The 18,916-nt window shown below is 44.7% G+C and carries 20 protein-coding genes and 1 riboswitch; of the genes, 1 reads left to right on the top strand and 19 read right to left on the bottom strand.

The window, feature by feature from the left end; genetic code table 11:
- Nucleotide 1: 1 nt before the first annotated feature.
- Nucleotides 2–460, top strand: coding sequence for a threonine/serine exporter family protein (locus D8790_RS01500; protein WP_125387329.1), 459 nt, complete (start codon nt 2–4; stop codon nt 458–460).
- 16 nt (nt 461–476) lie between these two features.
- On the opposite strand, the gene D8790_RS01495 is transcribed toward D8790_RS01500, so the two are convergent.
- From D8790_RS01495 to D8790_RS01405, 19 genes are all read right to left on the bottom strand, one after another.
- On the bottom strand, nt 477–1,757 hold the full coding sequence (locus D8790_RS01495; RefSeq protein ID WP_125387328.1) for a hydroxymethylglutaryl-CoA reductase, degradative: 1,281 nt from the start codon (nt 1,755–1,757) through the stop codon (nt 477–479).
- A complete protein-coding gene (locus D8790_RS01490) occupies nt 1,754–2,932 on the bottom strand; it encodes a hydroxymethylglutaryl-CoA synthase (RefSeq protein ID WP_125387562.1) in 1,179 nt (392 codons plus the stop codon). The genes D8790_RS01495 and D8790_RS01490 overlap by 4 nt, the downstream gene beginning before the upstream one ends.
- Before the next feature lie 289 nt (nt 2,933–3,221).
- Nucleotides 3,222–4,532, bottom strand: a complete 1,311-nt coding sequence (gene der / locus D8790_RS01485) for a ribosome biogenesis GTPase Der (RefSeq protein ID WP_125387327.1) — start codon at nt 4,530–4,532, stop codon at nt 3,222–3,224.
- A gap of 42 nt (nt 4,533–4,574) precedes the next feature.
- Complete coding sequence (locus D8790_RS01480; protein ID WP_125387326.1) at nt 4,575–5,291, bottom strand: nitroreductase family protein; 717 nt, start codon at nt 5,289–5,291, stop codon at nt 4,575–4,577.
- Nucleotides 5,288–6,187: a primosomal protein DnaI gene (gene dnaI / locus D8790_RS01475; RefSeq protein ID WP_125387325.1), complete on the bottom strand. Its 900-nt coding sequence runs from the start codon at nt 6,185–6,187 to the stop codon at nt 5,288–5,290. The genes D8790_RS01480 and dnaI overlap by 4 nt, the downstream gene beginning before the upstream one ends.
- Complete coding sequence (locus tag D8790_RS01470; RefSeq protein ID WP_125387324.1) at nt 6,188–7,342, bottom strand: replication initiation and membrane attachment family protein; 1,155 nt, start codon at nt 7,340–7,342, stop codon at nt 6,188–6,190. It abuts the gene before it with no gap.
- Between the two features lie 6 nt (nt 7,343–7,348).
- Nucleotides 7,349–7,822 (bottom strand): transcriptional regulator NrdR, encoded by a 474-nt coding sequence (gene nrdR, locus D8790_RS01465; RefSeq protein WP_005591110.1) that lies wholly within the window; start codon nt 7,820–7,822, stop codon nt 7,349–7,351.
- A gap of 148 nt (nt 7,823–7,970) precedes the next feature.
- Nucleotides 7,971–9,302, bottom strand: coding sequence for an alanine/glycine:cation symporter family protein (locus tag D8790_RS01460; protein WP_125387323.1), 1,332 nt, complete (start codon nt 9,300–9,302; stop codon nt 7,971–7,973).
- 90 nt (nt 9,303–9,392) lie between these two features.
- A riboswitch (glycine riboswitch) is annotated at nt 9,393–9,482 on the bottom strand.
- Nucleotides 9,483–9,910: 428 nt separating this feature from the next.
- On the bottom strand, nt 9,911–10,459 hold the full coding sequence (locus tag D8790_RS01455; RefSeq protein ID WP_185761884.1) for a carboxymuconolactone decarboxylase family protein: 549 nt from the start codon (nt 10,457–10,459) through the stop codon (nt 9,911–9,913).
- A 182-nt stretch (nt 10,460–10,641) separates the two neighbouring features.
- On the bottom strand, nt 10,642–11,412 hold the full coding sequence (locus tag D8790_RS01450; protein ID WP_125387321.1) for an acetyl-CoA carboxylase carboxyl transferase subunit alpha: 771 nt from the start codon (nt 11,410–11,412) through the stop codon (nt 10,642–10,644).
- Nucleotides 11,409–12,272: an acetyl-CoA carboxylase, carboxyltransferase subunit beta gene (accD, locus tag D8790_RS01445; RefSeq protein ID WP_125387320.1), complete on the bottom strand. Its 864-nt coding sequence runs from the start codon at nt 12,270–12,272 to the stop codon at nt 11,409–11,411. Before accD ends, D8790_RS01450 begins: the two co-directional genes overlap by 4 nt.
- 65 nt (nt 12,273–12,337) lie before the next feature.
- Nucleotides 12,338–13,705, bottom strand: a complete 1,368-nt coding sequence (locus D8790_RS01440) for an acetyl-CoA carboxylase biotin carboxylase subunit (RefSeq protein ID WP_125387319.1) — start codon at nt 13,703–13,705, stop codon at nt 12,338–12,340.
- 18 nt (nt 13,706–13,723) lie between these two features.
- Nucleotides 13,724–14,146 carry a 3-hydroxyacyl-ACP dehydratase FabZ gene (gene fabZ / locus D8790_RS01435; RefSeq protein ID WP_125387318.1) on the bottom strand — a complete coding sequence of 141 codons (423 nt, stop codon included), beginning with the start codon at nt 14,144–14,146 and terminating at the stop codon, nt 13,724–13,726.
- Nucleotides 14,143–14,640, bottom strand: coding sequence for an acetyl-CoA carboxylase biotin carboxyl carrier protein (accB, locus tag D8790_RS01430; protein WP_125387317.1), 498 nt, complete (start codon nt 14,638–14,640; stop codon nt 14,143–14,145). The genes fabZ and accB overlap by 4 nt, the downstream gene beginning before the upstream one ends.
- Complete coding sequence (gene fabF, locus D8790_RS01425) at nt 14,641–15,873, bottom strand: beta-ketoacyl-ACP synthase II (protein WP_125387316.1); 1,233 nt, start codon at nt 15,871–15,873, stop codon at nt 14,641–14,643.
- Between the two features lie 51 nt (nt 15,874–15,924).
- Complete coding sequence (gene fabG / locus D8790_RS01420) at nt 15,925–16,659, bottom strand: 3-oxoacyl-[acyl-carrier-protein] reductase (protein WP_125387315.1); 735 nt, start codon at nt 16,657–16,659, stop codon at nt 15,925–15,927.
- A gap of 12 nt (nt 16,660–16,671) precedes the next feature.
- Complete coding sequence (gene fabD / locus D8790_RS01415) at nt 16,672–17,592, bottom strand: ACP S-malonyltransferase (RefSeq protein ID WP_125387314.1); 921 nt, start codon at nt 17,590–17,592, stop codon at nt 16,672–16,674.
- On the bottom strand, nt 17,585–18,559 hold the full coding sequence (fabK, locus tag D8790_RS01410; RefSeq protein WP_125387313.1) for an enoyl-[acyl-carrier-protein] reductase FabK: 975 nt from the start codon (nt 18,557–18,559) through the stop codon (nt 17,585–17,587). The genes fabD and fabK overlap by 8 nt, the downstream gene beginning before the upstream one ends.
- A 130-nt stretch (nt 18,560–18,689) precedes the next feature.
- Entirely contained in the window at nt 18,690–18,914 is a 225-nt protein-coding gene (locus D8790_RS01405) for an acyl carrier protein (protein WP_005591706.1), read from the bottom strand.
- Nucleotides 18,915–18,916: the final 2 nt, after the last annotated feature.

Here is an 18,916-nt window from a genome sequence, read left to right as displayed (position 1 = left end):
TATGACAATCTTGACTTTCTTACTACAAGCTCTGGCCAGCCTACTGGCTATCATCACTTTTCTAATCGTTCTAAATGTCCAGCGTAGTATGCTGATTCCTGGCGGAGTTTTAGGAATGGCTACTTGGCTACTCTATCTTCTACTCAAGGGACCGACTAATGTTATCATTGCAACTTTCGTGGCTGCTATCATTGGTTCCTGTGCCAGCCAAATCCTCGGCATCATCTATAGAACGCCGGCTGTCGTCTTTATTTTGGCTATTCTAGCGCCTCTAGTACCTGGATATATTTCCTATCGGACAACCGCCTTCTTTGTGATAGGTGATTACAGTCATGCTATGGTTAATGCTACCTTGGTCGTCATCCTAGCCTTAGTCATCTCTATCGGCATGGCTAGCGGGACGGTTGTCTTAAAGATTTACAGCTACCTGAAGAAACATCCTCTTCACTATAAAAAATGAGTCAATACATATTGACTCATTTTTCTTTACGCATTTTGGTTAGAATTTCCTTAGCTTTTGCCTGATTAAATTGCTTCTCTTTGAGAAGTTCTGCAACAACAGCAGCAATCTCACCTTCCTGAGCACCGGCCAATAAAGCTAGGGATTTAGCTTGAAGCTTCATGTGGCCAGCTTGAATTCCCGTAGTCACCAGTGCTCTCAAAGCCGCAAAATTCTGCGCTAAGCCGACAGAAGCGATAATCGAAGCTAATTCTTTGGCTGTCGGTTGCCCCAATAAATCAAAACTAGCGACAACCATTGGATTAAGACCGATGGAGCCTCCCTTAGCCGCAACCGGCATGGGTAAAGTCAACTGGCCATAGAGTTTTCTTTCCTCTAAATTGGCCTTCCAGTTACTCAATCCTTGATAACGGCCATCACGAGCAGCATAGGCATGGGCCCCTGCTTCAATGGCCCGCCAATCATTACCTGTCGCCAAAAGAACTGCATCAATGCCGTTGAAAATCCCTTTATTATGCGTGCTGGCCCGATAAGGATCCTGTTTTGCGAATTGACTGGCTAAAGCGATTCTTTGAGCAGTTCGTTCAGCTTCTGCCTTGTCTCGACTGAGTGAGTGGAAATCAATTTCGCAAGAGGCTGTTACAAGCGCTTCAGTCGCATAGTTAGATAAGATAGCCATCAAGCTCTGTCCACCTGTTAACTCCTCTAACCGTTCTTTTAGGGCTTCTAGCATTGTATTAAGGATATTGGCACCCATGGCTTCCTGAGTGTCCACGACAAGGTAGACAACTAGAAAGTCCGTCTCTCCCTCCAGGAAATCCGTTCTCAAATCACGCGCCCCACCTCCTCGCTTGACGATGGAAGGATGGGCTTGATTTGCCAATTCTAATAAAGCTGACTTCTCATTTTGGATCTGCTCCAGGGCTTTAGCTACATCGGGCACATCATAAAGTGCGACCTGCCCAATCATTTGCCGATTATGAATCTTGGTCTTGAAACCGCCGTTGCGCTTAATGATTTTTGCTGCAAAACTAGCAGCAGCAACGACAGAAGGCTCCTCTGTTGCAAAAGGTACCTGATAAACCTGCTCATCTATGAGAAAGTCCGGTGCAATCGAATAAGGCAAAGCCAGAATAGAAAGCACATTTTCACTCATTTGACTAGCTGTCTCCAGCGGCAGATGGCTTTGATTAGCAAGATTCTGCCAATTCTCAGCCTGGAGTAGTTCATGGGATTTCAGAAACTCTAGCCGCTCTGCAGGCGTTTTTTTAGAAAATCCAGTCCAATTTATTTTCATAATGGTTTCTCAACTTTGATATACTTGCGCTGGTGTTGGTCGATTTGAACCAAGGCGTAAACTTGGTCATCGTAGTCAGAAAAAACAGCTGATCCGTTTTCATCTAGCTGGGCTTCTGCAAAGAAAAGCTCTTCATAAGCAGCAACTGTCAGTTCCTGCCGTTGATTCAATTGCTCTAAACGATGAATCGTCAGCTGTTCTTCATAACCTTCTACCAGATTTGCACTGAAAATCTCAGCGACAGCACCACTACCATAACTAAAGAGAGCAATCTTGTCACCAGCCTTAAGATTTTCAGAGTTTTCCAAGAGGGACAAAAGCCCTAAAAAGAGGGAGCCTGTATAGATATTCCCAACCTTTTGGCTATAGAGAATAGACTTGTCAAAGTTTTCTTGCAGACCCTTTTGCTCCTCCTGAGACAAGCTTTTATCCATAATTTTATTCAGCCCCTTAAGCGCCAATTTAGGATAAGGGAGATGGAAACAAATCGCTGCAAAGTCTCCCAAAGCTAAAGCATGACGCTTTTGGTATTCGTTCCAAGTCGTCTTGAGGCAATCCAGGTACTGCTGGGTTGAATAAACACCATTGACGTAAGGAGTCGTAGAGTAATTTGGCCGCCAGAAGTCCATAATATCACGAGTCTGAGCCACATTATCTTCATTGAATTCAAGGATGCGTGGATTTTGACTGATCAACATGGCGACAGCGCCTGCACCTTGAGTCGGCTCGCCTGGCGTCTCTGCCCCGTATTTGGCAATGTCACTAGCGATGACCAAGACCTTGCTTTCTGGATATTGTCTGATATGCAGCTTGGCATAGTCTAGAGCAGCAGTTGCCCCATAGCAGGCCTCTTTAATTTCAAAGCTACGAGCAAAGGGCTGGATGCCCAAAAGACCATGAATAAAGACCGAAGCCGCCTTACTTTGGTCGATGCTAGACTCTGTTGCGACAATGACCATATCAATGGCCTTCTTGTCCTCTGCAGTCAAGATTTGCTCAGCCGCTGTCGCACCCAAAGTGACAATATCCTCAGTTAAAGGAGCAATGCTGATCTCCTTCATCAATAATCCCTTGCTGAGCTTGTCAGGATCAATGCCCCGCTTCTCAGCTAGATGATCTAATTTTAAAACATAATTGCTGGTCGCAAAACCGATTTGATCGATTCCGATTTTCATCACAAAGACCTCATTCAATTCATTTGATAGCTAATAGTATTCAGACATTATTTTACCATAATTAAGGCTAAAACTCTTTTAAAAACCATTTTTTAAGCTCAAATCCGACTTGAGACGGAGAAAGTTTCTCATCAAAAAATGAGAGAAACTCAATTTTTCCAATTCAGTTTCCCTCATCAGTCTATTCCACATTTTGAACTAGCAAGTTTATGGATTTAAGGATAAGCTTCCCCCCCATAAATTCTTTGCAATATCCCTTTTTTTCTTTGTAAACAGGCTGAAGCAAGCCCTACTTCCGCTTCCTTGCAATCAAGTGAATCGGTGTTCCTTCAAAGACAAAGGCCTTGCGAATTTGATTTTCCAAGAAACGCAGGTAAGAGAAGTGCATAAGCTCTTCTTCGTTGACAAAGATGACAAAGGTCGGCGGTTTGGTCGCAACCTGAGTCGCATAAAAAATCTTGAGACGCTTGCCCTTGTCAGTCGGTGTCGGATTGATGGCGATAGCATCCATGATGACATCATTGAGCACCGCTGATGGAATACGGGTATTCTGACTCTGACTGATTTGCTTAATCATGTCCGGCAGCTTATGGAGACGCTGCTTGGTTAGGGCAGAGACGAAGATAATCGGCGCATAAGACAAGTACTGGAACTGGTCGCGGATATCTTCTTCCCAGTCTTTCATGGTATGGTTGTCTTTTTCCAGCGTATCCCACTTATTGACGACGATGATCATCCCTTTTCCTGCTTCATGGGCAAAGCCAGCGATTCGCTTGTCGTACTCACGAATTCCTTCTTCAGCATTCAGCACCATCAGAACGACATCTGAGCGATCAATCGCCCGCATAGCCCGCATAACAGAGTATTTCTCCGTATTTTCATATACCTTGCCCGACTTGCGCATACCAGCCGTATCGATCATGGTAAATTCCTGACCTTCACTGTCCGTAAAGACCGTATCAATAGCATCGCGCGTGGTACCAGCCACTGGACTGGCAATGACCCGATCCTCACCTAAGATGGCATTGATCAAGCTAGACTTGCCGACATTAGGCCGGCCAATCAAGCTAAACTTAATCATATCAGGATTTTCAACCACTTCCTCATGTGGAAGATTTTCAACGATAGCGTCTAGAACATCCCCTGTACCAATCCCATGGACAGAAGATACTGGAAATGGATCGCCCAAGCCTAGCGCATAGAAATCATAGATTTCGTTGCGCATTTCGGGATTATCCACTTTATTAACCGCTAAAATAATCGGCTTGTTGGTCTTGTAGAGCATGCGAGCGACATACTCGTCCGCATCAGTGATGCCTTCCTTGCCAGACACGACAAAAACGATAACGTCAGCCTCGTCCATAGCAATCTCAGCTTGGTGCTTGATTTGCTCCATAAAAGGTGCATCAACATCGTCAATTCCGCCCGTATCAATGATACTGAACTTACGATTTAGCCAATCTGCCGTCGCATAGATGCGGTCACGGGTAACCCCTTCTACGTCTTCCACAATGGAAATCCGCTCACCAGCAATCCGATTAAATAGCGTTGACTTGCCGACATTGGGACGGCCGACAATGGCAATAGTTGGTAAAGCCATGTTTTTCCTCTTTCATTCTTTGAGACAGAGCTGAGCTCCGCCTTAGTTTTCTAATTTCTTTTCTTTGAACAGTTGATCAATCGCTTGATTTGGCTCCTGACCAAATTGAGCTGCCAAACGCTGGCTCCAAGTATCCTGTGCTCGCTCACCAGCATACTCAGCCTGCACACGGTCATAGGTCTCGATGACTGAGCTGAGTTGCTCACAGTATTCTTCCTCAGAGACCACCGCTTCATAAGGCAGACGTGGCTTGACAGCATGGTTTTGATTGGGTTTTCCTAAAGCCATACCAAAAACTGGATAAGTATAGTCTGGCAGATTAAAGAGCTGGGCAATTTTTGAAGCTTCATAGCGAACTAAACCAATAATAACGCCGCCATAACCCAGACTTTCAGCTGCTAAGAGGGTATTTTGCCCCGCCAAAGCAGCATCTACCGAACTAATGAGAATATTTTCGGTTCCTTCAGGGTAAAAACCATCCGTGTGCAATTGAACGCCCTTTTCAGCTCGATTGAGGTCTCCTACAAAGAGCAAAAAGGCTGACGCCTGAAGAATTGCTTTTTGCGGAACTAAGTCAAAAAGAGCCTCTTTTTTCTCCTGGCTGCGCACCACAATGATCGAATAGGACTGGAAATTCTTCCAACTGGAAGCAGCACGTCCAGCATCGATAATGGCGCGTAGTTCTTCAGCTGAAATCTGCTCTTCCGTAAAGCGCCGAACAGACGTATGAGCCTTCATCAAGTTAATTGTTTCATTCATCGACGGTTCTCTCCTTCTAGATGCACTTCTTGAGCCAGAAACTTAATCCGCTCCATAACCCGCTTGGCTTGCCAGGTCTCATCGCCATTCTTAGAATTAGCAAAGTGACGCTCCAAATCTGCAAAACTAAAGTTAGAAGTAAAGAAAGTTGGCAGATTTTCCTGCATGCGGTGCTGGAGAATGACCTGCAAAATCTCATCCCGCATCCAGGGACTAGACTGCTCTGCACCGATATCGTCCAAAATCAGCACTTGAGCTGTCTTGACCTGGTCAATCTTGTCCTTGACCAAACCAGAGCTGATAGCATTCTTAACATCCAAAACAAAGCTCGGATAGTGAAGCAGAGTCGTTGAGACACCACGTTTTTCTGACAAATCATGTGCCAGCGCAGCCATCATGTAGCTCTTACCCACGCCGAAATCTCCGTAGAGATAAACAGCCTTTTGATAATGCGGAAAATCCGCAACAAAACTGGTCAAGAGCTCAAAAGCTTTGTAACGACCAATATCGTCTAAATCCACTTTGGCCAAACTAGCCTCTTTTAGACTGACTGGCAGATTGATAAGGTTGAGACGGCTTCTAATCGCCTCCTGTCTCTCCTGCTCAATCAACTCAGGCGTCTCTTCATAGGCAACATCCGCATAGCCTTCATTTTTCACCAAAATTGGCTTATAGCCCTTAGCAATATAGTTCTGATCTTCTAGCAGGAAACGATCTCGTTCGGTAATGTATTGATTGAACTTAGAAATGCTACGCTGAATTTCGGTTGGAGACAGTTGTTCTCGACTGATAAAGGCAGCGATATCTGGATCTGCTAAAATCTGCTGGACTAATTTTTGATAATCAAACTGCTTCACCTTATTCATATGAGGCATTGCCTGTCCTATTTTTTCCATTTAATCGCCTCCTTCTTCCAGTTTTGCTAAAAGCCTTCTTTTTTGTTCTTCTAGTTCCGCTTGTTTTTCTAAACTCGTTTCATTCTTGTAGTCCGGCTGACTCCAGTTCGGCACATTGCTTTTAGCAGCAGCTGGGCTGACTTGCGCAGGACGACTATTCGTCTGCTGATTACGCTCACGGATTTTCAGGACTGCCTCTTCAGCCGAGGTCACCTTTTGATAAGAAAAGTCATTGGCCACCTTGAGGGCATACTTTTCATTGAGGTTGGCTGAATCCACCTTGTTAAAAGTCAATAGCAGGATGATATTGATAACTTCATCCAACAGTCCCATCTCTGCCAAATCCTGAATCAGCTTCCGTTCACTACGCGTAATGGCCGCTTGACGGGTTTTCTTGATTTCTGCCAAAAAGAGCAAGGGCTGCTTGCTTTTAGCCTCACGGATAATAGACTGCTCTTGCTGAGAAAAATCTCCCGAAACTGGTTTTTGCTGAATCTTTTGCTGCATCCTTTTCGTCGAAATCACATGCGACACAGCTGTTTCACGCGCTAAGACATAGGTCTCATACCAAGTCCATTTCTTCTGCTCCGCAATAGCAAACAAGTCCAAGAGATCCGCTTTTTCATCTGCAAAACGCAAGCCATCCTGAGCCATTCTCTGTTTAAAATGCGTCAAATCAAAATCATTTTGGCGACTAGTTCTCGTCGGACTGATGTCATCCATGCCATAAATCTGGCTAAAAGAAGCACCGATTTTTTGCCCAGCTGGATTTTCCGGTCGTAGCTTATCTACCGCCGCCTGACCAATCTTTTTCTCCAAAAGACTAGTGTACACATGATGAGCAAAGAAGTCCTCAGCGGACAAGGTTGGATAGAGTCGAATGAAAAATCCCGTCTCCGTCTGGAAAAGCTCTAGCAATCCAATAGCTGATAGACGTTCCAAGCTTCTCTCCAACACTTCCATACCAAAATCAAGATGATTCAAAATATGGCTGAAAAGTCGCTGCTGAGCTCCATTATCCCAAAAAGAAACCAGATAAAGATAAAGCGCGACTGCATCCTTGCCCACAATGGGTAGGTAATAACGGGTCAGCCCGCTCATATCTTGACTGACCTGGTTATTAGACAAGAAAGAAAAATGATCATTTGGTTTCATAAGCCATTATTTTTCCTTTTTCTTCTTAGAACCCTTGGTAATCTGCTTCAAAAGGCTTTCCAGCTCGCCAACATCCTTAAAACTCCGGTAAACACTGGCGAAACGAACGTAGGTGATTTCATCCAGCTCGGCCAGCTCATCCATAACCAGAGAGCCAATATATTCGCTGGCAATTTCATTTTCACTCTGACTGCGAAGTTTTTGCTCAATCCGATTGACCAATTCTTCGATCTCGTCACTTGAGACCGGACGCTTCTGAGCAGAGCGGATGATTCCGTTAAATATCTTATCCCGAGAAAACTGCTCACGCGTTCCATCTTTTTTGACAACGACTAGGGTTCTTTCTTCCACGCGCTCATAAGTTGTAAAACGATGCTGGCATTCCTCGCATTCACGGCGACGACGGATTGTATTTCCATCTTCTGCCTGCCGGCTGTCAACCACACTTGATTTGCTTCCGCCACATTTGGGACAACGCATGTCATTTCCTCCTAGAATCTTAATACTTCATTATACCATGTTTTGACCAATAACAAAAGACGAGAGATTTCCCAGCCATAAAAAAACTAAAGCTGATAAAGCAGCTTTAGCAAGAAAATCTTCTTTCAAAAATCCAGCAAATGGAAACTCAGCCCTTCTTGTCAAAATACTTTTTGGTCTCAGCAATAATAACAGGAGATAAGGCCAAGAGAGCAATCAGATTTGGCAAGGCCATCAAGGCATTGACAATATCGGCAATGACCCAAACTGCTTCTAGCTCAATAAAGCCCCCTAAGAGCACCATAGCAACAAAGATAATTCGGTACAAGCGAATATATTTAACACCAAACAGGAACTCAAAGCAACGCTCACCGTAATAGTTCCAGCCTAAAATCGTGGTAAAAGCAAACAGAACTAGAAAAACGGATAGAAGGATTGGACCAAAATTAGCAAAGACAGTCGCAAAGGCTGCCTGAGTCAAGGACACACCATTGAGATTGCTATCCCAAACTCCTGTGATTAAAATTGTTAAACCTGTCAGACTACAAATAATCAGAGTATCAATAAAGGTTCCCGTCATCGAAATCAAGCCTTGCTCAACAGGCTCCTTGGTCTTGGCTGCCGCCGCAGCAATAGGTGCTGATCCTAGACCAGATTCATTGGAGAATACCCCGCGCGCGACCCCATTTTGAATCGCCATCTGGATGGTTGCACCAGCAAAGCCACCAACAGCAGCTGTCTGACTAAAGGCAGAACTAAAGACTAGCTGAAGAGTTGGCAGCAGACGATCTAGATTGACTGCTAATACAGTCACAGTCCCCAAGATATAAATAGCCGCCATAAAAGGCACAACCTTGGTCGACACTCGAGCAATCGACTCGATACCGTTAAAAATAACCAGAGCCACCAAAATAGCCAAGATAGAGGCAGTCACAGCTGGAGGCAGCTGAATGGTATTCTGCATAGCTTCTGTAATGGAATTCACCTGTGTGAAGGTCCCAATCCCTAAAAGAGCCACCAAGACACCAGCTACAGCAAAGAAGATAGCAAGTGGACGCCATTTTTCGCCCATTCCCAAAAGAATATAGTGCATGGGACCACCAGCAACTGCTCCATGGGCATCCTTGGAACGATACTTGATCGCTAATAAACCTTCGGCATACTTGGTTGCCATTCCAAAGAAAGCAGCTAGCCACATCCAAAATAAGGCTCCTGGTCCACCAACTTTTATGGCAGTCGCTACACCGATAATATTACCCGTTCCAACCGTGGCTGCCAAAGCTGTACAAAGAGCCGCAAAGCTTGACACTTCTCCATGATGATCCTCGCCGGATACAAAAATTAAGCGAAAGGCTCGAGAAAGACGCGAAATCTGTAGCAACCTCAGACGAAAAGTCAGATAAATTCCCGTTCCAACTAATAAAATCAAAAGGGGAGGCCCCCAGACCAAAGAATCAATTTGATTCAGCAACTTCAACATAAATCTTCTGCTCCTTTTCCACACCGAGAAAAAGAAAAGTACATGTTTACACATGTACTCTGGATGCCTGAGAATGACCGACTCCTGTCCTTCCCTTGCTCTGTCCTTTTACCTGAGAGTTTGAGCAGTTGCCTGCCTTGCCCCTTCGGTGCCAATCATGGTCTCTCCAGAGTTCCGTCCATTTCACAGTCATAAGGTACAAACGCTTATTTCTGAAAAACTTCATTCGGTGTTTATTCTAAATTTTCTATTATTTTAAAATAATATTCGGTTTTTGTCAATGTTTTATGAAAAATTTTGAATATTATATTGACCCCAAAAGGTTAGACATATAATTTATTCGAAGGTAAGATAATAATAGCTCATAGAATCTCCTTTATTACCTGTTGATGTAGTTATTTATGGTTTACACTGTTTGAAGTTCTGTAAGTTTTTGTTGCACTATATTTTACAATTTTTCATTCCTTAAAGTATTGATGACATTCTTCCAAGAGTTAGTCAAGAAAAATTTTAGAAAGTTCTGCTAGTTCAGCACTGGTTTCTTGCTTGACTTGTAGTCAATGAAAAAGAATGGGTCGTTCTAAAAAGCCCTTTCACCCCCTCAAAGACTAGGCATAAGGCTGTAATTCCGGATTGATTGGTGTGTTGGCCAGATTATTGGCATAATTGCAGAGGGTCGCAAGGCTGACACCCAGAACCACATCCAGAGCATTCTCATGTGTATAGCCTGCTTCTAGGAAGTCTGCCAAAGCCTCATATCCGACCCGTCCCTTGGTATTGATGACAGCAATGGTAAATTTAGCAAGCGTATCTAGCTTCGGATCTGTATCAATCGGAGTACGATTGCGCAGAGCCTCCAAAAGATCATCATTCATTTGAATCTGCTTGATTGAAAAGGCTGTATGGCCCGCTACACAGAAAGCGCAGCCGTTGGTAACCGCGGCCGTAATCTGCACTACTTCACGCTCAGTCGGTGTCAGGCTGTTACGACGATTGATGGCTCCAACCGTCCGATAAGTTTCCAAAGCCGTTGGCGCATTGGCCAAAAGACCGATAAGATTGGGAATGTAGCCACCGTTATCTTTTTGAACCGTTTCTAAAACCTCTTTCACCTCAGCTGGTGCGGACTCAATCGTGTGGATAGTAAATTCTGACATATGAAACCTCATTTCTTTTGATTAGCAACTATCTTAACATAGGTCTGACAGCTTGTATAATATATATTTTATATGACCTCTATAAAGAGAATATATTGCTATATGTCAAACCAAAATATATTACTGCTTTAACTGTCTCCTTACCTCTCTCAAACAAGAAAAAGAAGCCCTAAGGCTTCTGACTAATATTTTCTAAAACGTTGATAGCGATCTTCCAAAAGTTGCTCGATAGAAAGTTTGGAAAGTTCCGCTAGTTCAGTACTGATCTCTTGCTTGACTGCAGCCAAGAGCTCATTTTTATTAAAGCCGCGTTCGGGGATGACCTTATCAACGACACCCATCTGCAAAAGCTCGTGCGAGGTGATTTTCATCATCTCCGCCGCCTCCATTGCTCGGCTGCCATCTTTCCATAAAATCGAAGCAAAACCTTCTGGACTGAGAATGGCATACATAGAGTTTTCCAGCATCCAGACCTTATCAGCAACTGCTAAGGCCAGTGCCCCGCCAGAGCCACCCTCGCCGATGATAATGGCAATAATGGGCACTTTCAAATCACTCATTTCCATGAGATTACGGGCAATGGCTTCACCCTGTCCGCGCTCCTCAGCACCGACACCAGGATAGGCACCAGCCGTATTGATAAAGGTCACGACTGGACGGCCGAATTTCTCAGCCTGCTTCATGAGACGTAGGGCCTTGCGATAGCCTTCCGGATGAGGTTGACCAAAGTTCCGCCGTAAATTATCCTGCAAATTGCGACCTTTTTGAATACCGACCACTGTGACCGGCTGACCATTTAAGGTTCCGATACCGCCAATGACAGCACCATCATCACGAAAACCACGATCTCCGTGCAATTCCACAAAATCATCAAAAATTCCTTGAGCAAAATCCAGAGCCGTCAAACGGGACTGATCACGCGCTGCTTTGATAATCTGACTGATTTTTGTCATTGGTCACCTCCATGAAATCTCAAGAGAGTAGCAATCCGATCCCGCAATTCACCACGCTTGACTATCGCATCAACAAAGCCATGCTCCAGCAAAAATTCTGCCTTTTGAAAGTCATCTGGCAACTTTTCTCGTACAGTAGACTCAATAACTCGACGACCAGCAAAGCCTACCAGAGCCTGCGCTTCTGCCAAGATAATATCCCCTTCCATAGCGAAGGAAGCTGTGACACCGCCTGTCGTCGGATCTGTCAAAACGGTTAGGTAAAAAAGACCAGCCTTTGAATGACGTTGCACAGCAGCTGAGGTTTTAGCCATTTGCATCAGGCTCATGATACCTTCCTGCATGCGGGCACCGCCAGAAGCCGTAAAGAGGACGACTGGCAGCTTATGCTCTGTCGCATACTCAAAGAGGCGGGTAATCTTTTCACCTACAACCGTCCCCATAGAAGCCATAATAAAGTTGGAATCCATGATCCCAAGGGCAGATTTGTGACCTTTTATCAGAGCGGTTCCTGTCAAAACGGCCTCATCTAGACCAGTCTTTTCCCGCATCTTTGCCAGTTTTTCTTGATAATTTGGAAAATGTAAGGGATCTGTCGTCTCAATACCAGTGAACAATTCCTCAAAACTTCCTTGATCCACCGTTAAACTCAGGCGCTCAAAAGCTGAAATCCGAAAAGTGTAGCCACAGCTTGGACAGACACGCTCTGCCCCCAAATCCTTTTGATAAATGGTATGCTTACAACCTGGACACTTGGAAAAAAGCTCATCTGGAACTTCTGGTTTTGGCTGAGGCAAGGCACGAGAGGAACGATTAGGATTGATCCGAATATATTTATCCTTTTTTGAAAACAAAGGCATTGCTTACTCCTTCATTAAATTTTAGAGTGATTCTGCTTCTTTCAAACAAAATCACTCCTTGTCATCTATTTTTTCTCTTGATAAGCCGGAAGGAACTTCTCCATGAGAAAGGCTGTATCATAATCACCAGCAATCACATTAGGATCTGAAATCAGATCCAGTTGGAAACTGCTATTGGTCACAACACCGTCGATTTCTAGCTCATAGAGAGCCCGTTGCATCTTCATCAGGGCATCAAAGCGATTTTCCCCATGAACGATGATTTTGGCAATCATACTGTCATAGTAAGGAGGAATGGTGTAGCCAGGATAGACTGCCGAATCCACGCGCAGTCCCACTCCGCCACTTGGCAGATAAAGATTGGAAATCTTGCCTGGGCTCGGTGCAAAGTTAAAGGCTGGATTTTCAGCATTGATCCGACATTCAATCGCATGACCGCGAATTTCAACATCTTCTTGACTAAAGGACAGCTCTTGACCATCTGCAATCTTAATCTGCTCTTTAACAATATCCACACCAGTAACAAACTCAGTCACTGGATGCTCTACCTGAACCCGAGTGTTCATCTCCATAAAGTAGAATTCACCCTTGGCTTCATCCAGCAGAAACTCAATCGTTCCGGCATTTTCATAGCCGACAGACTCAGCTGCTCGAACAGCCGCTTCCCCAATCTGCTGGCGCAGGGTTTTCCCAATCGCTACAGATGGACTTTCTTCCAGTACCTTTTGGTTATTCCGCTGCAAAGAGCAATCCCGCTCGCCCAAGTGGACCACATGCCCCTGCTGATCTGCTAAAATCTGCACTTCAATATGGCGCGCTGGATAGATAACTCGCTCCATATACATGGCACCATTACCAAAGGCTGCTTTGGCTTCACTAGAAGCAGACTCAAAGGCCGCTACTAAATCCTCAGGCTTTTCAACCTTACGAATACCCTTGCCGCCGCCGCCAGCAGAAGCTTTAAGCATGACTGGATAACCAATCTTTTCGGCGACTTCCAAGGCTTCTTTAGAGGTATGGACTTCCCCATCAGAACCCGGGATAACTGGCACTTTTGCCTTAATCATCTGAGCCCGAGCATTGATCTTGTCCCCCATCAAGTCCATGACAGCACCTGAAGGTCCAATAAACTTAATGCCAACTTCTTCGCACATAGTCGCAAATTTGGAGTTTTCACTCAAAAAACCAAAACCAGGATGAATGGCTTCCGCACCTGTCAGAACAGCAGCAGACAGGACAGCGTTCATATTCAGATAAGAATCTGTAGACTTGGCTGGCCCGATGCAGACTGCTTCATCAGCCAGTAAAGTATGGAGCGCTTCCTTATCAGCTGTTGAATAAACAGCGACTGTATCAATTCCCAGCTCGCGGGCTGCACGAATAATTCTGACCGCAATTTCCCCACGGTTAGCAATTAAAATTTTACGAAACATGGTGAAATCTCCTCTTTCTTATTGACCAATCGCAAAGGTCAAGGTTCCGCTGGCTGCAAGTTTACCGTCAACTTCGCCCTTGGCCTCTACCACTGCAATAGTGCCACGACGCTTGACAAACTTGGCCGTCATAATCAGCTGATCACCTGGCACAACTTGCTTTTTGAACTTGACCTTGTCCATGCCAGCATAGAAGACCAGCTTGCCCTTGTTTTCTTCTTTAGACAATTCCAGCACACCAGCCGTTTGAGCCAGTGCTTCCATGATTAAGACACCCGGCATAACTGGATACTGAGGGAAATGTCCGTTAAAGAATGGCTCGTTGATCGTCACATTTTTCAAAGCGACAATCTCATCTTCGCTGACTTCCAATACACGGTCCACCAACAACATAGGATAGCGGTGCGGAAGCGCCTCTTTTATTGCATTGATATCAATCATTTGATGCGTACCAGCCCTTTCCCAAACTCAACCATTTCTTCATTCTGAACCAGAATTTCTGTAATCAGACCATCTTTCGGCGCTGGCACTTCATTCATGACCTTCATGGCTTCAATAATCATCAGGGTTTGACCTTTTTTAACTTGGTCTCCTACACTGACAAAAGCTGGTTTATCTGGACCTGCGGCCAAGTAAGCCACGCCAACCAAGGGACTTTCCACAACATCACCTTCAGCAGCAGGGGCCGGAGCCTCTAGAGCCACCTCAGGTGCTGCAGTTGGAGCTGCTTGGGAAACCGTATCAGCTACAGGTGCACTTGCTGGCTGCACAGGAGCTACAATTGGAGCTGCACTGGCTGCTGGAGTTGTTGCGACTGCGGCAGAACTTTCATTCTTGCTGAAAGTCAATTCATCACTTTGATTTTTATAAGAAAATTCACGCAGGCTTGATTGGTCAAACTGAGCCATCAAGTCTTTAATTTCATTGATATTCATCTAGCCCTCCCAACGCTTGAATGCCAGAACAGCATTGTGACCGCCAAAACCAAATGTATTGGAAATCGCATAAGGAATTTCCTGCTCTAAGCCCTGTCCATAAACGACGTTCGCTTCAATATAATCTGACAATTCACTTGTTCCAGCTGTTTTTGGTACAAAGTTATGGCGCATTGCTTCGATTGTAGCGATTGCTTCTACCGCTCCTGCAGCTCCAAGCAAGTGTCCTGTAAAGGACTTGGTTGAAGATACAGGTACTTCTTTACCAAGAACAGCTACGATAGCTCCACTTTCTCCTTTTTCATTAGCAGGAGTTGAAGTACCGTGGGCATTGACATAAGCTACTTGCTCTGGAGAAATTTCTGCTTCTTCCAAAGCCAATTTAATTGCCTTGATGGCACCTTGACCTTCTGGATGAGGTGAAGTCATGTGGTAAGCATCACAGGTATTACCGTAGCCAACTACTTCAGCCAGGATAGTCGCTCCACGTTTTTCAGCGTGTTCCAAACTTTCAAGCACCAACATACCAGAACCTTCTCCCATGACAAAGCCATTACGGTCTTTATCAAATGGAATAGAAGCACGAGTTGGATCTTCTGTAGTTGATAGGGCAGTCAAAGCTTGGAAACCAGCAATGGCAAATGGAGTGATAGAGGCTTCTGATCCACCCACCAACATGACATCTTGGAAACCAAACTTGATAGAGCGGAAGGCATCCCCAATCGCATCATTTGATGAGGCACAAGCTGTATTGATTGATTTACAGATACCATTTGCACCAAAGCGCATAGCAACATTTCCTGAAGCCATATTTGGCAAAGCTTTTGGAAGAGTCATTGGCTTAACGCGTTTTGGACCTTTTTCATGCAAACGGATAACTTGATCTTCGATTTCCTTGATACCACCGATACCAGAAGCCACGATGACACCAAAGCGGTCTTTATCGATTGCTTCTACATCAAGATTGGCATTTGTTACCGCTTCTTGAGCTGCATACAAGGCATACAAAGAATAATTGTCAAAACGATTGGTATCTTTCTTGATAAAGTATTTATCAAATGGAAAGTCTTGGACTTCAGCCGCATTATGAACAGCAAAATCGCTATGATCAAACTTGGTGATGGGAGCAATCCCAATCTTACCTTCTTTCAAACTATTCCAAAATTCTTCTGGTGTATTTCCGATGGGAGAGGTTAAGCCATAACCTGTCACAACAACTCGATTTAGTTTCATAGTGAACTCCTTTATGATAATTGGTAAACTGTCAAATCCAAATGCATGTAATTACTGCATTGTCAGTCCGCCATCAATCGCGATGACCTGACCAGTAAGGTATTCCTGACCTGCTAAGAATAGGGCAACATCCGCCACTTCTTCGGTATTTCCGAACCGCTTCATTGGGATTTGAGCCAGAGAAGCATCTTTGATTTTTTCAGAAAGCCCGTCTGTCATATCCGATTCGATAAAGCCTGGGGCAATCACATTGACACGGATATTGCGCCCAGCTACCTCACGAGCAACCGACTTAGAAAATCCAATTAAGCCAGCTTTAGAGGCTGCATAGTTGGCCTGGCCGACATTACCAGTCAAGCCGACAACACTTGATAAGTTAATGATTGCTCCCTGACGAGCCTTGGTCATTGGTTTCAATACAGCTTGCGTCATATTAAAGGCTCCAGTCAGATTGACCTTCAGCACTTGCTCAAAGTCTTCCTCTGTCATCTTGAGCATAATCTTATCGCGGGTAATTCCAGCATTATTGACCAAGACATCTACAGAGCCCAAAGCTGCAATCGCCTCTTCAATCATTCGCTTAGCATCAGCGCCATCAGATACGTCGCCTGAAATAGCCACGACCTTGACCGGATAGCCAGCAAACTCAGCCAAAACTTCGTCTGAAATTTGTCCGCGACCGTTCAAGACAATATTGGCACCTGCACTTGCAAACTTATGGGCAATAGCCAGACCAATCCCACGGCTAGAGCCTGTAATAAAAACATTTTTATTCTTTAATTCCATTGGTATTCCCCATTATTTTTCCAGCAGGGCTGTCAAAGTCTCCACACTTTCAACAGAATAAACAACTGCTGATTTATCAATTTTCTTCATAAAGCCAGACAATACTTTCCCTGGACCAATCTCGATAAACTCAGTCACACCAGCTTCCTGCATTTTAGCGATACTATCGTAGAAACGAACCGGTTCCATGACCTGACGAGTTAACAATTCCTCAATTCTATCGGCTTCCATGATATCCGCCTCTGTATTGCCCACTAGCGGAAGTTGAAAATCAGCAAATTCTGTTTCAGCCAAAACCTGAGCTAATTGCTCACTGGCTGGTTTCAAGAGTGCTGTATGGAAAGGACCTGAAACATTCAGCGGAATCAAGCGTTTCACACCTGCTTCCTTGAGGAGTTCTACCGCTTTATCCACCGCTGCCACATCTCCCCCAATGACGATTTGACCTGGAGTGTTGTAATTGGCAGGAGAGACCACTCCTAGCTGACTAGCTGTCTGACAGGCTTCCTCGATAAGAGCCACGTCCGCATTTAGGACCGCAACCATCTTTCCAGAGCCAGCAGGAGCTGCTTCCTCCATGAAAGCTCCGCGTTTAGCGACTAGAGCTACCGCTGTTTTGAAGTCCAGCGCACCAGCAGCTACCAAGGCAGAGTATTCACCTAGAGAGAGGCCAGCCACCATATCAGGACGGATTCCTTTTTCTACCAACAGGCGATAAATAGCAAGAGAAGTTGTCAAAATTGCTGGTTGAGTATAGCGAGTTTGGTTGAGTTTTTCTTCATCTTGGTCAATCAATGCCCGAACATCATAGCCCAGGACCTGACTAGCTTCCTCAAAAGTCGCCTTAACCACATCATACTGCTCATAGAGGTCACGAGCCATTCCCAGATATTGGGCTCCCTGACCAGCAAATAGAAAGGCTGTCTTAGTCATTTCTAGTTACTCCTGCCCAACGTTTTGCTTCTTGCTGAATCTTCTCAGCAGCGCCATAATAGATATCCTTGAGGATTTCTTCGACTGTTTCTTCCTTGCTGACCAAGCCGGCAATCTGACCAGACATGACGGAACCATTTTCCACATCGCCACGGACAACTGCATTGGCCAGAGCACCAGCACCCAGATTTTCAAAAACAGTCAAGTCTGGATTTTCTTGCTTGAATGCTTCTTTTTCAGCCTTTTCAAAATCGCGAGTCAGCTTATTCTTGAGCGCACGAACCGCATGACCGAAGTGCTGAGCAGAAATTGTCGTATCGATATCACGAGCTTTCAAGATCATATCTTTATAATTTTGATGGGCATTGGATTCTTTAGCCACAACGAAGCGTGTACCGACCTGAACCGCTTCTGCTCCTAACATAAAGCCAGCCGCAGCACCAGATCCATCCGCAATACCACCAGCCGCAATAACTGGAATGTTAACTGCTTCTACAACCTGACGGACCAAGGTCATCGTTGTTAACTTACCGATGTGACCACCAGCTTCCATTCCTTCAGCAATGACGGCATCCGCTCCAATTTTTTCCATCCGTTTAGCCAAAGCCACACTTGGTACAACAGGAATCACCGTAATACCTGCTTCATGGAAACGAGCCATGTACTTACTTGGATTGCCCGCACCAGTCGTCACCACTTTTACACCCTCTTCGATCACCAAATCCACGATGTCATCTACAAAAGGCGACAAAAGCATGATATTGACGCCGAAAGGACGATCCGTCAAAGACTTAATCTTGTTAATATTAGCTTTCACCACTTCCTTAGGCGCATTTCCGCCACCGATGATCCCAAGACCACCAGCCTTTGAAACAGCACCAGCCAAATCACCATCTGCGACCCAGGCCATACCACCTTGGAAAATAGGATATTTAATATCTAATAATTCTGTAATTCGTGTTTGCATAATACCTTCCTCATAATCATTGCTTAAGTAATAGCTTGAGCCCAAACCGCTAGATAGCAGTCTTTTTACTTTGAAATTCAAACTATTACCTAAACAAGAGAGAATATCTTGCGATACTCTCAAATCTTTATTATTTTGTTTTTTCTTCTACGTAGGCAACCAAGTCACCAACTGTTTTCAAGCCTTCTTCAGTTTCGATTTGGATGTCAAATGCATCTTCGATTTCTGAAATTACTTGGAACAAATCCAATGAATCTGCTTCAAGATCATCGAAAGTTGACTCAAGTGTAACTTCTGATGGCTCTTTACCAAGTTCCTCAACGATAATTTCTTGTACTTTTTCAAATACTGCCATGG

Source organism: Streptococcus cristatus, assembly GCF_003943535.1.
GTDB classification, from domain to species: Bacteria; Bacillota; Bacilli; order Lactobacillales; family Streptococcaceae; genus Streptococcus; species Streptococcus cristatus_L.
The sequence above is the reverse complement of the archived record's forward strand: the minus strand, read 5'-3'. Positions and strand labels throughout refer to the sequence as shown.

Coding starts and splice junctions, on each gene's coding strand:
- der (WP_125387327.1), bottom strand. CDS start 4,532: ATGGCTTTACCAACTATTGCCATTGTCGGCCGTCCCAATGTCGGCAAG.
- D8790_RS01500 (WP_125387329.1), top strand. CDS start 2: ATGACAATCTTGACTTTCTTACTACAAGCTCTGGCCAGCCTACTGGCT.
- D8790_RS01455 (WP_185761884.1), bottom strand. CDS start 10,459: ATGTCAGAATTTACTATCCACACGATTGAGTCCGCACCAGCTGAGGTG.
- accD (WP_125387320.1), bottom strand. CDS start 12,272: ATGCCTTTGTTTTCAAAAAAGGATAAATATATTCGGATCAATCCTAAT.
- fabZ (WP_125387318.1), bottom strand. CDS start 14,146: ATGATTGATATCAATGCAATAAAAGAGGCGCTTCCGCACCGCTATCCT.
- fabG (WP_125387315.1), bottom strand. CDS start 16,659: ATGGAATTAAAGAATAAAAATGTTTTTATTACAGGCTCTAGCCGTGGG.
- D8790_RS01405 (WP_005591706.1), bottom strand. CDS start 18,914: ATGGCAGTATTTGAAAAAGTACAAGAAATTATCGTTGAGGAACTTGGT.
- fabF (WP_125387316.1), bottom strand. CDS start 15,873: ATGAAACTAAATCGAGTTGTTGTGACAGGTTATGGCTTAACCTCTCCC.
- dnaI (WP_125387325.1), bottom strand. CDS start 6,187: ATGGAAAAAATAGGACAGGCAATGCCTCATATGAATAAGGTGAAGCAG.
- D8790_RS01440 (WP_125387319.1), bottom strand. CDS start 13,705: ATGTTTCGTAAAATTTTAATTGCTAACCGTGGGGAAATTGCGGTCAGA.
- nrdR (WP_005591110.1), bottom strand. CDS start 7,822: ATGCGTTGTCCCAAATGTGGCGGAAGCAAATCAAGTGTGGTTGACAGC.
- D8790_RS01450 (WP_125387321.1), bottom strand. CDS start 11,412: ATGACAAAAATCAGTCAGATTATCAAAGCAGCGCGTGATCAGTCCCGT.
- D8790_RS01460 (WP_125387323.1), bottom strand. CDS start 9,302: ATGTTGAAGTTGCTGAATCAAATTGATTCTTTGGTCTGGGGGCCTCCC.
- D8790_RS01490 (WP_125387562.1), bottom strand. CDS start 2,932: ATGAAAATCGGAATCGATCAAATCGGTTTTGCGACCAGCAATTATGTT.
- D8790_RS01470 (WP_125387324.1), bottom strand. CDS start 7,342: ATGAAACCAAATGATCATTTTTCTTTCTTGTCTAATAACCAGGTCAGT.
- fabD (WP_125387314.1), bottom strand. CDS start 17,592: ATGACTAAGACAGCCTTTCTATTTGCTGGTCAGGGAGCCCAATATCTG.
- D8790_RS01480 (WP_125387326.1), bottom strand. CDS start 5,291: ATGAATGAAACAATTAACTTGATGAAGGCTCATACGTCTGTTCGGCGC.
- fabK (WP_125387313.1), bottom strand. CDS start 18,559: ATGCAAACACGAATTACAGAATTATTAGATATTAAATATCCTATTTTC.
- accB (WP_125387317.1), bottom strand. CDS start 14,640: ATGAATATCAATGAAATTAAAGACTTGATGGCTCAGTTTGACCAATCA.
- D8790_RS01495 (WP_125387328.1), bottom strand. CDS start 1,757: ATGAAAATAAATTGGACTGGATTTTCTAAAAAAACGCCTGCAGAGCGG.